General features: G+C 41.9%; 10 protein-coding genes. 8 read left to right on the top strand and 2 right to left on the bottom strand.

What is annotated here, in order from left to right:
* The first annotated feature begins 77 nt into the window (after positions 1-77).
* Genes NQ505_RS04375 through NQ505_RS04360 form a run of 4 tightly spaced genes read left to right on the top strand, consistent with a single transcriptional unit; the run spans position 78 to position 7,897 of the window.
* Positions 78-2,402, top strand: coding sequence for a S9 family peptidase (locus tag NQ505_RS04375; protein WP_004298030.1), 2,325 nt, complete (start codon positions 78-80; stop codon positions 2,400-2,402).
* Positions 2,403-2,420: 18 nt separating this feature from the next.
* Positions 2,421-4,778 carry a S9 family peptidase gene (locus NQ505_RS04370; RefSeq protein WP_008998256.1) on the top strand — a complete coding sequence of 786 codons (2,358 nt, stop codon included), beginning with the start codon at positions 2,421-2,423 and terminating at the stop codon, positions 4,776-4,778.
* On the top strand, positions 4,762-7,479 hold the full coding sequence (locus NQ505_RS04365) for a prolyl oligopeptidase family serine peptidase (protein ID WP_004298032.1): 2,718 nt from the start codon (positions 4,762-4,764) through the stop codon (positions 7,477-7,479). The genes NQ505_RS04370 and NQ505_RS04365 overlap by 17 nt, the downstream gene beginning before the upstream one ends.
* A 13-nt stretch (positions 7,480-7,492) precedes the next feature.
* Positions 7,493-7,897 carry a lipocalin family protein gene (locus tag NQ505_RS04360; RefSeq protein ID WP_004298034.1) on the top strand — a complete coding sequence of 135 codons (405 nt, stop codon included), beginning with the start codon at positions 7,493-7,495 and terminating at the stop codon, positions 7,895-7,897.
* 157 nt (positions 7,898-8,054) lie between these two features.
* Here NQ505_RS04360 and ybeY read toward each other — a convergent pair whose 3' ends face one another.
* Together ybeY and NQ505_RS04350 are read right to left on the bottom strand one after the other, a co-directional pair.
* Positions 8,055-8,471, bottom strand: a complete 417-nt coding sequence (gene ybeY / locus NQ505_RS04355) for an rRNA maturation RNase YbeY (RefSeq protein WP_004298035.1) — start codon at positions 8,469-8,471, stop codon at positions 8,055-8,057.
* 16 nt (positions 8,472-8,487) lie between these two features.
* Positions 8,488-9,720, bottom strand: coding sequence for a nucleoside recognition domain-containing protein (locus tag NQ505_RS04350; RefSeq protein ID WP_004298038.1), 1,233 nt, complete (start codon positions 9,718-9,720; stop codon positions 8,488-8,490).
* A gap of 126 nt (positions 9,721-9,846) precedes the next feature.
* Here NQ505_RS04350 and ruvB point away from each other — a divergent pair, with 126 nt between their 5' ends.
* From ruvB to NQ505_RS04330, 4 genes are all read left to right on the top strand, one after another.
* A complete protein-coding gene (gene ruvB, locus NQ505_RS04345; protein WP_004298040.1) occupies positions 9,847-10,878 on the top strand; it encodes a Holliday junction branch migration DNA helicase RuvB in 1,032 nt (343 codons plus the stop codon).
* 62 nt (positions 10,879-10,940) lie between these two features.
* Complete coding sequence (locus NQ505_RS04340) at positions 10,941-11,717, top strand: dienelactone hydrolase family protein (protein WP_004298042.1); 777 nt, start codon at positions 10,941-10,943, stop codon at positions 11,715-11,717.
* A 30-nt stretch (positions 11,718-11,747) separates the two neighbouring features.
* Positions 11,748-13,244 (top strand): polysaccharide biosynthesis C-terminal domain-containing protein, encoded by a 1,497-nt coding sequence (locus NQ505_RS04335; protein ID WP_004298043.1) that lies wholly within the window; start codon positions 11,748-11,750, stop codon positions 13,242-13,244.
* A 2-nt stretch (positions 13,245-13,246) separates the two neighbouring features.
* Positions 13,247-14,602, top strand: a complete 1,356-nt coding sequence (locus NQ505_RS04330) for a TIGR00341 family protein (protein ID WP_004298044.1) — start codon at positions 13,247-13,249, stop codon at positions 14,600-14,602.
* Positions 14,603-14,604: the final 2 nt, after the last annotated feature.

Genomic DNA, 14,604 nt, shown 5'->3' with positions numbered 1-14,604 from the left:
CTTGATCTATATAGATTATGCGGGGAATCGCATTGAGTCTTGAATACTTTATGTGATTCTCCTTTGTTTATTTGAATATGAGAAAAAGAATATTATTTATAGTTTTATTTGCTTGGTCAGGCATTCTGCATGCTTTTTCCCAACAGCAGGCCAACTATGAATTGGCAAATGAATTTCAGGCTTTCGGTTTAGGGGGTAATTTTACTGCTAATAGTCTAAATCTCTGGCCGAATGAAATTAATGGAACAGATAAGTTTTGGTTTGAATTTCATACGACTGTCGGGAAGGATTACTATTTTGTAGATCCTGAACGTCGGTTAAAAGAACCATTGTTTGATAAAGGGAAACTGGCATCGGGAATTGCACAGATTACTAGGGGTGTAGTGGACAGGAATAAACTGGAGTTGAGTGATATCAAATTTTCTGAAAACCTGGCTTCTTTTTCTTTTTCTTATAAAGGTAGGAACTATGAATATAATCGCCTGACACACCAGATTGTAGAGAAAAAGAAAGAAAAGAGTCGGTCATTATTTGATCGTTACTCATGGATGAAATATTCGCCAGACAGAAAATATCTTGTGTATGTGAAGAAACACAATCTGTATGTGAAAGGTAATGGGGAGATGGGAATGGATACGACGGAAGTGCAGTTGACCACTGATGGAGTTCGGTATTATTCTTATGCGCATGATGGAGGAACGGACGAAGAAGGAGAAGTCATGTCTGATATCTGTTGGTGCCCCGATTCAAGGCATCTTTATTTAGTACGCGAAGATGAACGTCTGCTTAGAGATTTTTGGGTGATAAATTCGTTGGATGACAGGCCTTCCCTGACTACTTATCGTTATGAATTCCCTGGTGATAAGAATGTAACCCAAAATGAACTGGTTATAGTTGACGTGATTGGGCGTACCGTAAAAAAAACAGACATAAGTAAGTGGCCGGATCAATACATAAATCCTTTGTGTGTGACAAAGGATAGTAAATACCTCTTTTTTGAACGTACGAAACGTACATGGGACGAAGTGGATTTGTGTTCTGTCAACCTCTCTACAATGGAGGTGAAAGAAATAATTCATGAAGTTGACAAACCGTATCGTGATCCGCATGCTCGTAGTGTCGCTATTTTGAATGATGGTAAAGATATTCTTTTTCGTTCGGAGCGTACGGGATGGGGGCATTACTATCATTATGATGGTAATGGAAAGTTGAAGAATGTGATGACTTCCGGTGAGTGGGTGGCAGGTCAGATAGCTTCTATTGATACTTTGGGGCGAACAGTATATCTATATGGATATGGCAGGGAAAAAGATATTGACCCATCTTATTACATGCTCTATAAAGTGCATATTGATAGGGAAGGAGTAACTCCATTAAGTACGGAAGACGGTCAGCATCAGGTTAAATTCCTGAAGTCTAATAGATACTATATTGACACTTATTCAAGAGTGGATATGGAACCTAAAATCATGTTGAAAGATAACAAGGGACAAGGGATTCTTGAATTGGCAAAGCCGGATATTGAATTAGCCTACAAAGCCGGATGGAAAAAACCGGAACGTTTTGTTGTGAAGGCTGCTGATAATATAACCGATTTACATGGAGTAATGTGGAAACCGGCAGACTTTGATTCTACTAAGGTATATCCGATTATTTCTGTGGTATATCCGGGGCCTTACTTTGGTCAAGTTCCTACTTCATTTACCTTAGAAGACAGATGTTGTACCCGTTTGGCGCAGTTAGGTTTTATCGTAATTGCTGTGTCTCACAGAGGAGATACTCCTATGCGTGGAAAGGCATACCATCGGTTTGGTTATGGTAATATGCGTGATTATCCATTAGCTGATGACAAATATGCTATTGAGCAGTTAGCTCGGAGGTATTCATTTATTAATGGTAAAAAAGTCGGTATCTACGGTCATTCCGGTGGAGGATTTATGGCTGCTGCAGCCATCTGTACTTATCCGGACTTTTATAAAGCTGCTGTCTCCTGTTCCGGAAATCATGATAACAATATCTATAATCGTGGGTGGGGAGAATGCTATAACGGTGTGAAGGAAGTGGAAAAAGTAGTAAAAGATAGTTTGGGTAATGAGACAAAAGAGTATGGATACAAGTTCAATGTGAAGCCGAATACGGAGATTGCCAAGAATTTGAAAGGACATTTAATGCTCGTCACCGGTGATATGGACAAGAACGTGAACCCTGCTCATACTTATCGCATGGCGCAGGCATTGATTGAAGCCGGCAAGGATTTTGATATGCTGGTGATTCCGGGTGCCGGCCATGGATATGGTTCTGCTGATAAGTATTTTGAGAAGAAGATGTACCGTTTCTTTGCCAAGCATTTGCTGGGTGATACTCGTGCAGACTATTGGGGAGATATTAACCGTAACAAATAAGACAATAGATAAGATTTTATGAAAAACTCTCTCTTTAGATATGTGTGCCTGGTGGTTGCATTGTTGATATGTAGCTTTGCCGATGCACAGCAGAAAGCGAATTATAAGTTAGCGGAAAAGTTCCGTCTGTTAGAACAGAATCCTATAATAAAGTATTCAACAGAAGTCAAGCCAACGTTTATTAATGGTACGGACTGTTTTTATTATTCGTTTACTACACGTGAAGGAAAGAAGTATTATTATGTAAATCCGAAGAAAAAGGAAAAACGTCTTCTGTTTGATACGGCTGAATTATTGAGTAAAATTGCAGTATATACCAAGAAAGCCTATTCTTCGGCAGATCCATATTTGTCTTTCACTTTCATGAAGGATAACGAAACGATTCGTATTGATTTTGACCGTGGACTTTATACGTACAATATTCATACGAAAGCACTGAAGCAGCTTAATGAGAAACCATCTTATGGAAATAGTGATCCGTATTGGATGAAGTATTCTCCAGATAGTCTTTATTTTCTTTATGCCAGCAAGGATAATTTGTATTTTGTTGGGAATCAAAAGAAAGGGCAAGATACCATTCCTGTACAACTGACAACGGACGGTGAGCCGAATTATACATTTAACCGTGAAGATGAGGGTAAGCTGGAAGGACGCTTCGGAGCCGAATCTACTCATTGGATTCCAGGTAGCCATCGTTTTTATGCTGTTCGTGAGGATAACAGGAAAGTGCGTGATTTATGGTTAATCAATTCGTTGTCTACTCCATATCCGACACTGAAAACTTATAAAGCCGAACTGGCAGGCGATAAACATGTCACCCAATATGAATTGTTGATTGGAGATGTCGATACCCGTGAAGTGAAGAAAATCGATATTAATCGCTGGCCTGATCAGTATATTGACATATTGTATATTTCAAAGGACGGGAAGCGTTTGTATTTCCAACGTTATAACCGTCCATGGAACCAGTCGGATATTTGCGAGGTAGACGTAGAAACCGGAAAAGTGCGCGTAGTGATTCATGAAGAAAACAAACCATATCTCGATTATCAGATGCGTAATGTTTCTTTCCTGAATGACGGGAAAGAAATCCTTTTCCGTTCCGAACGTAATGGTTGGGGACACTATTACCTGTATGACACAGCAACGGGAAACTTAAAGAACCAACTGACCGATGGAATATGGGTAGCTGGTCCGGTTACCAAGATTGATACTATCGGGCGTAAGATGTATTTCTATGGTTATGGTCGTGAGAAAGGCATTGACCCTTATTATTACATTCTTTATGAAGCTCAACTGGATCGTCCGAATGCTGTTCGTCTGTTAACTCCGGAGAATGCGTCACATGATGTCAGTATCTCTCCGTCTTACCGATATATGGTAGATTCTTATTCTACTGTTTCGCAGGAACCGGTGAATGTGGTTCGTAACCGGAATGGAAAGGTGATTATGACGTTGGAAAAGCCCGATTTGCAGCCTGTCTATGAGATGGGATGGAAAGCACCGGAACGCTTTAAGGTAAAAGCTGCCGATGGAGTGACCGATTTGTATGGCGTGATGTGGAAGCCTGCCGACTTTGACTCGACAAAGGTTTATCCTATCATTTCGAATGTTTATCCGGGACCGTTCTTCGAATATGTGCCGACACGTTTCACGATTAATGATGTTTATAATACCCGTTTGGCTCAACTGGGGTTCATTGTAATCACTGTGGGGCACAGAGGTGGCACTCCGATGCGCGGAAAGGCTTATCATACCTATGGATACAACAATATGCGTGATTATCCGTTGGCGGATGATAAATATGCTATTGAGCAACTGGCTGCCCGTTATCCGTTTATTGATGCCACCAAAGTCGGTATTTACGGCCATTCCGGTGGAGGGTTTATGTCGGCGGCTGCCATTTGTACTTATCCTGATTTCTATTCGGCTGCTGTTTCATCGGCAGGTAATCATGACAATCGTATTTATAATAAAGGCTTTGTTGAGATTCATTTCGGTGTAGATGAGAAGGTGAAAACGACTAAAGATAGTTTGGGAGTAGAAAGTACGATGTATGATTATAGTGTCCGTGTACGTCCGAATCAAGAGTTGGTAAAGAATTACAAGCACGGCTTGTTGCTGTTTACCGGTGCGATGGATAAAACTGTGAATCCTGCTAACACATTGCGTCTGGTGGATGCATTGATTAAGGCTGATAAGGATTTCGAAATGTTTGTATTGCCGAAATGTACACATGGATTCTTCGGTGAGTCTGAGGATTTCTTCGAGCATAAGATGTGGCGTCACTTTGCCCGCTTGTTATTGCATGACAACTCGGCTGATTCTGATGTCGATTTGAATAAGGATATGATTAAAGATGACAGGAGAAGATAAGATGAACCGGATATTTGTATATATAGGGATTATAGCAGGATTGTTGCTGGGGGGAAGCTTGTCTGTTGAGGCTCAAAAGAAACCGTTGGATATAGAAGCATGTACATCTTGGAAACGTATTGATGCACCGGATATTTCACCGACAGGCAGATGGGTGACTTACCGTATATCGTTGATGGAATATAATCCGGCTAGCAAGGAAGAAAAAAAACTGCATTTATTCGATTCCCGTACGCGGAAGGAAATATTGCTGAATGGCGATATAGAGCGTCTGGAGTTTTATAATAACGACCAGGGAGCTTTTTATCGGTTGGCAGACTCGGCAGGAGTAATGAAAACATTTTTGTTGTCATTGCCTTCGGGAGTAAAGACCGAATGGAAACATAAAGAGGCTTTTCGTCCTGTGGAAGGGACCCCTTACTCAATCTCTGTAACTAATGTGTCGAAAGATACGGTAAATCATGTTCCGGCTTTTAACAGGCTGGTGGTACGTCATCTGAAGACAGAAGTTGCTTTTCATATTGACAGTATCGGCTATCATACATTATATGACGGAGGACGTTCTATTCTTTTCATTCGTAAAAAGTCAGACAGGAACGAGCTATGCTATGGCCCTTTAGCTGGTCCATATAAGACTCTTTATCAGAGTTCTGTAAAGAGTGAACCCTCTTCTTATAGTTTTAATGAAAAAGAGATGATCGGGGAGTTTAGCGTAAATGATTCTTTGTGGTATGCTTTTTCATTAAAGAAGCCGGGTTGTAACTTGCTTTTTGACCGGAAAGAAATTGTTTTGCCTGATGGTATGTCTGTCGGACGTATTGACTTGTCTAAAAGCCATAATTTTTTGATACTTGAACTTCGGGACTCACAGCAGATTTCCCGTAGAAGGGAAGAATCGGAGAAGAAACCGGACAAGAGTTTTGAATTAGAGTTGTGGACGTGGAACGAAATGGAAGTTCCGACTTTACAAAGGGGCGGACGTTATAGGCAGGATAAGTCGGTGACGTATATTTATGATATTTTTTCTAAGAAGCTCACAGAAGTTGCTCCATTTACCGTAGATTTACTCTTACCATCGGGAGCAGAGAATTTGAACTATGTGCTTTACACAGATGAATCTCCTTATAAGATGCAGCGTGAGTGGTTGGATCGGTTGCCGTTCGATATATATTCAGTGAATGTGCATACAGGTGCAAAACGGTTGATCGGACGTAGTTATCGTACAGCTCCCAAATGGTCGGTAAATGGCAAGTGGGCAGTAATGTATGATCCGATTGCTCAAGTCTGGAATAAGTTTGATGGTGCTACCGGTAAGGTTGTTAATATATCTGATGCTATCGGTTATCCAATGTTCATGGAAAGTTATGATAAACCGGCTCCTGCTCCCGCTTATGGAATAGCAGGGTGGACGGCTGACGGGAATAATGTGTTTCTGTACGATGCATATGACTGGTGGAAGATTGATTTGACAGGAGAACGTCAGCCGGAGTGCCTGACTAAAGGATATGGTCGCAAGCATGGCAAATCTATTCGTAAAATGACGAGTAATATAGATAAGGATGTTTTTCAGAAAGACGAAAAAGTCATAGTTAGCCTTTGGGATAAAGACACGATGGATGAGGGTGTCTATCAGCTTGATATGAAAGGCCGTCTGAGAAAATTGATGGAGGGGAATTATGTATATACTATACATCGTTTTTCTGACAATCATGAGTATTGCGTTTGGAATCGTCAGAATGTATCGGAATTTAGGGATTTGTGGTGGAGTAAGTCCGATTTCTCCAATCCCGTTAAAGTGACGAATGCGAATCCTCAACAAGCAGATTATAAATGGGGTACAGTTAAACTGATAAAGTGGACTAATTATGAGAATAAGGAAAATAAGGGGTTGCTTTATCTTCCGGAAGATTATGATCCTCAAAAAGAATATCCGGCGTTGGTGCAGTTTTATGAAACTCATTCCGGTGAGTTGAATATTTATCATGCACCTTTGTTGAGTAGTGCGTTAGGGGATCCTATGTATTTTGCCAGCAATGGTTATATTGTGTTTATGCCGGATGTGCATTTCACGGTTGGGACTCCCGGTCAGAGTTGTTATGATGCTGTTGTGAGTGGAACGAAGTATCTGATAGAGCAGGGGATAGCACATCCCGGGAAAATAGGCTTACAGGGACATAGCTGGTCTGGCTATCAAACATCATATTTGGTGACAAAGACAGATCTTTTCACTTGTGCCAATATAGCGGCTCCAATTACGGATATGGTGACCGGATATTTGGGAATTCGTAATGGAAGCGGTCTGCCACGATATTTTATGTACGAGGAAACACAAAGTCGTATGGGAAAGACTTTATGGGAGGCAAAAGATAAGTATCTGGCAAGTTCAGCAATTTTGGAGGCTGATAAGATACATACACCTTTGTTGATATTACATAATGATGAGGATGAGGCTGTTGCATATGAACAAGGACGTGCTCTTTATTTGGCTATGCGTCGCTTACAACGTCCTGCATGGTTGTTGAATTACAAAGGTGAAGGACATTTCGTACTGGGAAGAGGTGCACAGAAAGACTGGACAATCCGGATGATGCAGTTCTTTGACTATTACCTGAAAGGAACAAAAGAACCACGTTGGATGAAGGAAGGTATTCATCTGCGAGAGCGTGGAATTGATCAGAAATACGATTTACTAAAAAAATAAATATTGATTTAAGATGAAAAAATTATTGATTACGGCTATGGCTCTGTCTTGTTTCGCTTTAAGCTACGGACAGAAGAAAGTAGAAAAACAGATTATCGGAAAATGGTGCAATCCTTATACATACAAGTCTACGGGTGAGTTGAAAGGATTTGAGTTCAAGAAAGGTGGTAAGTGTTCTGCTATCAATATTCCGTCTTTAGATTTGAAAACGTGGAAAGTGGATAATGGTTATCTGATTGTGGAAGGATTCAGCAAGGAAGATGATGGAAAGGTTGAGGTGTACAAAACTCGTGAGCGTATCGGCTACCTGACATCGGATTCATTGCAGTTGATAGTGAACGAAGGAACTCCTCGTTTGGCTTTCCTGTACCTAAATACAAAATCAATTAAGGAACTGGTTACTCCTGAAGTGAAGTAACTCCAAACTATTAATAAATTGACTAAATCTCTCTCTTAATAATTTAGTGTTAATTAGCATAAGCTAATGGAGTGCCTCGGCGTAGTGATTACGCCGGGGTTTCTTTTTTATGAAAGGCGAATTGAAAAGCAGTGTACGAATTGAAAGCAATGAGCGCTTATCGCAACATCCCCAATGCCTTATTCTCAGCTGCTTCCATAACTTCCCGTTCTCCGGGACCTTTATCATTAATGCCGCACAAATGAAGAATTCCGTGGATAATCACACGATGTAGTTCGTCTTCGTATGAAGCACCAAACTGTTCCGCATTGGTGCGTATCGTATCCAGGCTGATGAATAAGTCACCTGATAGACGATCGCCTTCACAATAATCGAAAGTAATAATGTCCGTGTAGTAGTCATGTTGCAGATACTGACGGTTTACCTCCAGAATTTTTTCGTCCGAGCAGAAGATATAAGCGATTTCACCGAGTCTTTTTCCGTAAGAAGCAGCTACGGTCTTTATCCATTCCGTAGTCTCACGTTTCTTGATATCAGGCATTTTTACGCCTTCTGTTTGATAAGTTACAGCCATAGTTGAATGTTATGATTTAAAAGAAAAATAAATAACTGATTAAGATAGCGGCTATGATACCCGAAAAGTCAGCTATCAGACCGCAAGTCACTGCATTACGAGTTTTGGTAATTCCTACACTGCCGAAATAAACGGCCAGAATGTAGAATGTGGTATCTGAAGCTCCGCGTACTACGCAACTCATACGCCCTACAAACGAATCCGGTCCCAGTTCTTTCATCGTATCAATCATCAATCCGTTGGCACCGCTACCGCTAAGCGATTTCATCAATGCAGTAGGCAGTGCCCCTACAAAGCTTGTATCAACTCCGCATGAGCCTACTATGTAGCCAATGCCTCCCACTAGAAAATCCATAGCTCCCGAAGTGCGGAACACGGCGATTCCTACAAGGAAAGCAACCAGATAGGGTATGATACGTACAGCTGTCGTAAATCCTTCTTTAGCTCCCTCTACAAACGAATCGTATACATTGATTTTTTTCCTGACTCCCGTCAGAATAAACAGGATAATGACACTGAACAGCAGAATATTCGCTATCAATGTAGAATAAGTACCCATATCCTCTCGTGAAACGCTTAGAAACAGATAAATCAATCCCGAAAAGAAAAGACAGATAACACCCATTAAAATGAGAATAGGCTTATTGATTAAGTTTATCTTTTGAGCGATACTGACTGCTATGACTCCTACTAAAGTTGAAATGAAAGTACTTAGCAGGATAGGGATAAATACATCCGTAGGCTGTGCAGCCCCCATTTGTGCACGATACACCATGATACTGATTGGAATGATGATAAGGCCGGATGTATTAATCACCAAAAACATAATCATCGGATTGGAAGCCGTATCCTTATTCGGATTCAGTTCTTGCAGTTCTTTCATCGCTTTCAGTCCCAGCGGGGTGGCGGCATTGTCCAAACCGAGCATGTTGGCAGACATATTCATAAAGATGGAGCCTAACACCGGATGCCCTTTAGGAATGTCCGGAAACAGGCGGCAAAGCACCGGACTAAGAAAGTGGGCCAGCGCATTAATCAATCCGCTGTTCTCGCCGATTTTCATGATGCCCAACCAAAGGGCCAGTACACCCGTAAGTCCTAGCGATATCTCGAATGCCGTTTTGGAGGAGTCGAATGTAGAGTTCATGATAGCCGTAAATATCCCCGTATCTCCCAAAACAATCACTTTTATAAGAGCGATGATAAAGGCTATGACGAAAAATCCTATCCAAATGTAATTTAGAACCATAGTTGATAACGTGTATATAGATAGTGCAAAAGTAGTTATTACGTTTCAAATAAACTAAATCTTCGTCTTTCTTATACTGAAAATGAATGTAAATCTCTATCTTTGTCTCCTACTTTCAAGAAATAAATGGAACAGGAAGATTTTAACATACGCGAACATCAGCTTACTTCAAAAGAACGGGATTTCGAGAATGCACTCCGTCCGTTAAGCTTTGAAGACTTTAGCGGGCAGGACAAGGTGGTGGAAAACCTTCGCATTTTTGTGAAGGCGGCACGTCTGCGTGGCGAAGCACTCGACCATGTGCTGTTGCACGGCCCTCCCGGATTAGGAAAAACAACTCTTTCGAATATTATCGCTAACGAATTAGGAGTTGGCTTTAAAGTAACTTCCGGTCCGGTACTTGATAAACCGGGTGACCTGGCAGGTGTATTGACCAGCCTCGAACCGAACGACGTGCTTTTTATTGATGAAATTCATCGGCTGTCGCCTGTGGTGGAGGAATATCTTTATTCGGCGATGGAAGATTACCGCATCGATATTATGATCGATAAGGGACCTTCGGCACGCAGCATCCAGATAGATTTGAATCCTTTCACGCTGGTTGGTGCAACCACACGTAGCGGTCTGCTGACGGCCCCGCTTCGTGCACGTTTCGGTATTAATCTTCATTTGGAGTACTATGATGATGATATTTTGAGCAATATCATTCGTCGTTCTGCGTCCATACTGGATGTGCCTTGTTCGGTACGTGCAGCATCGGAGATCGCTTCCCGTAGCCGCGGAACGCCCCGTATTGCCAATGCCTTGCTTCGTCGGGTACGTGATTTTGCGCAGGTGAAAGGCTCCGGTTCTATCGATACGGAGATCGCCCAGTTTGCATTGGAAGCACTGAATATTGATAAGTACGGCCTGGATGAGATAGACAACAAGATACTTTGCACCATTATAGACAAATTTAAAGGTGGTCCGGTAGGTATCACTACCATTGCCACGGCTTTGGGAGAAGATGCGGGAACCATTGAGGAAGTTTACGAACCTTTCCTGATAAAAGAAGGATTTATGAAGCGTACTCCCCGTGGACGTGAGGTGACCGAACTTGCCTATAAACATTTGGGAAGAAGTCTTTATAACAGTCAAAAAACGCTGTTTAATGACTAACATAAAGCGTCATGTGACAAGTGGTATTAACGGTATAAAAGAACTTTATAAAGCATAGTTGGATGATGAAGCAATGGACTACTTTACTTGTTTTTCTCTTTTTGAGCTTGTCTTTATCGGCTCAACAGGAATATGGGAGGGATATTTTTGTCTCTTCTAAAGGAGACTCTTTACCTTATCGGATGATTCATCCCGAATCGGTGAAGCCAGGTGAAAAGTATCCGCTCGTACTGTTTCTGCATGGAGCCGGCGAACGGGGAAATGATAATGAGAAACAGTTGACTCATGGTGGACAGATGTTTCTTAATCCGGTCAATCAAGAGAAGTATCCCGCTTTCGTTCTAATTCCACAGTGTCCGACAGACGGTTACTGGGCTTATACAGGACGTCCGAAGTCGCTTATCCCTACAGAAATGCCAGTGGGACAAGAGATCAGTCCTATATTGCAAACGCTTAAACAGTTGCTCGACTCTTATCTGGTAATGCCCGAAGTGGACACACAACGGGTTTATATTATCGGTCTTTCAATGGGAGCGATGGGAACGTATGATTTAGTCGTGCGTTATCCGGAGATTTTTGCAGCTGCAGTTCCTATTTGCGGTACAGTCAATCCAAGTCGGCTATCGGTTGCCAAGGATGTGAAATTTCGTATCTTTCACGGAGATGCGGACGATGTAGTTCCGGTGAAAGGTTCTCGCGAAGCGTATAAAGCACTGAAAGCTGCCGGTGCAGATGTGGAATATATTGAATTCCCCGGTTGTAATCATGGGAGCTGGAATCCGGCTTTCAATTATCCCGGATTTATGGATTGGTTGTTCAAACAAAAGAAGAAACGTTGAACCAATCTGAATGATAATCACTAATAAAACATGGCTGGACTAAAATCATTAGCTAAAGATACGGCAATTTATGGGTTGAGTAGTATTGTCGGACGATTCCTTAACTACATGCTGGTGCCTTTGTACACAGCGGTATTGCCAGCTTCCACCGGAGGTTATGGAGTTGTTTCAAACGTATATGCGTTTACAGCCCTGATGCTTGTACTGCTTACGTTCGGTATGGAAACGGGATTCTTCCGTTTTGCCAACAAATCGGGAGAAGACCCGATGAAAGTATATGCCAACTCCTTGTTATCGGTAGGAGGGGTATCTTTGATTTTTGTTTTCCTTTGCCTGTTATTCCTGCAACCCATTTCCAATTTACTGGATTATGGCGATCATCCGGAGTTTATAGCGATGATGGCTGTTGTGGTAGCTTTAGACTCTTTCCAATGCATTCCTTTTGCCTATTTACGGTATAAAAAGCGGCCTATTAAGTTTGCTGCTATCAAACTGCTCTCTATCGTTGGTGGCATCGGTTTGAATCTATTTTTCCTACTGGTGTGCCCGTGGCTGAATGTACATTGTCCGTCAACTATCTCCTGGTTTTATGATCCGGATTATTTAGTGGGATATATTTTTATTAGCAACCTGATTATCTCGGTTGTTCAGATGTTCTTTTTTATCCCGGAACTGACGGGGTTTGCTTATAAGTTGGACCGGGTATTGCTGAAACGAATGGTCGTATATTCTTTCCCGGTATTAATCTTAGGTTTGGTAGGTATTCTAAATCAGACTGTGGATAAGATGATCTATCCGTTTCTTTTTGAAGACCGGCAGGAAGGGTTGGTGCAATTGGGTATCTATGCAGCAACCAGTAAGATTGCGATGGTGATGGCAATGTTTACGCAAGCTTTCCGTTATGCTTACGAACCGTTTGTTTTTGGCAAAGACCGAGAAGGAGACAACCGGAAGATGTATGCCGCTGCGATGAAGTATTTTCTTATATTTTCCTTGCTGGCTTTCCTTGCTGTCATGTTCTACCTCGACTTGCTGCGTTATCTGGTGGCAAGGGGTTACTGGGAAGGCCTGGGGGTAGTAGCTATTGTAATGCTTGCAGAGATCTGTAAAGGGATCTATTTCAACCTTTCCTTTTGGTATAAACTGACGGATAAGACCTATTGGGGAGCCTACTTCTCGGTGATTGGTTGTGTTATTATTGTCGTATTGAACATCCTGTTTGTGCCGGTTTACGGTTATCTTGCTTCGGCATGGGCTTCTGTTGCAGGCTATGCAGTCATCTTGCTGCTATCCTACTGGATAGGACAGAAAGAATACCCGATTCATTATGACTTGAAGAGCCTGGGACTTTATGTTCTGCTGGCAGCGGTACTTTACGTTATTGGAGAGCAGGTTCCTATCCCTAATATAGTGCTCCGTCTCGCTTTCCGTACCGTACTCTTATTGCTATTTATAGCTTATATTATCAAGAAGGATTTACCATTGAGTCAGATTCCTGTTATTAATCGATTTATAAAGAAGAAATAACTATGAAGACAGATGAACGTAATAAGTTTGCTATCAAGTCCTTTCTGGGAGAATATCTGGACTTGAGGAAAGATAAGGATAACGAACTGGCCACAGTGGATTCTATCCGTAAGGGGGTAGAGTTCAAAGGTGCCAATTTATGGATTCTGATCTTTGCCATATTCATGGCATCACTCGGATTGAATGTGAACTCCACTGCCGTTATTATCGGTGCCATGTTGATTTCTCCATTGATGGGACCTATTATGGGAGTAGGACTGTCTGTCGGACTGAATGACTTTGAATTAATGAAACGCTCTTTGAAGAGCTTTCTCATAACGACTGCTTTCAGTGTGACTACGGCAACAATCTTTTTCCTTCTTGCCCCTATTGCCGGTTCACAGTCAGAGTTGCTGGCACGTACATCGCCCACTATTTATGATGTATTCATCGCGCTTTTTGGTGGTTTGGCAGGTGTCGTGGCTCTCTCTACCAAGGAAAAAGGGAATGTGATTCCGGGTGTTGCCATTGCTACTGCATTGATGCCGCCGCTTTGTACGGCAGGTTACGGGCTGGCTTCCGGTAATCTCATTTATTTCCTGGGTGCTTTTTATCTTTACTTTATCAACTCTGTTTTTATCAGCCTGGCTACTTTCCTCGGTGTTCGTGTGATGCATTTCCAACGGAAAGAGTTTGTGGATAAAACCCGTGAGAAGACCGTACGTAAATACATCGTTCTGATTGTAGTGCTTACCATGTGCCCTGCAGTTTATCTGACATTTGGAATTATAAAGAGCACTTTCTATGAAGCAGCAGCCAATCGTTTTATAAACGATCAGTTGAGCTTTGAGAATACGCAGGTACTTGATAAGAAAATTAGCTATGACCATAAAGAAGTACGGGTTGTTTTGATTGGTCCTGAAGTGCCTGACGCTTCGATATCTATTGCTCGTAGCAAGTTGAAAGAGTATAAGCTGGAAGATACGAAACTGATTGTATTACAGGGGATGAACAATGAGGCGGTAGATGTATCTTCTATCCGTGCCATGGTCATGGAAGACTTCTATAAAAACAGTGAGCAACGGCTTCAACAACAGGCGGTGAAAATTTCCCAACTGGAGACAACACTGGAGCAATACAGAACGTACGATGCTATGAGTCGTACATTAGTACCCGAATTGAAGGTACTTTATCCTTCCATCACAACTCTTTCCATCGCTCACTCGCTCGAAGTGCGGGTCGATTCGATGAAGACGGATACGGTAACATTGGCTGTCCTTAAATTCGCCAGACATCCGTCTGTTGCTGAAAAAGAGAAAATCAGCGAATGGCTGAAAGCCCGCGTAGGAACGAAGAAGTTGAGGCTGATTACAGAATAATG

It is taken from the genome of Bacteroides sp. D2, assembly GCF_025147085.1.
Classification (GTDB): Bacteria; Bacteroidota; Bacteroidia; order Bacteroidales; family Bacteroidaceae; genus Bacteroides.
The sequence above is the reverse complement of the archived record's forward strand: the minus strand, read 5'-3'. Positions and strand labels throughout refer to the sequence as shown.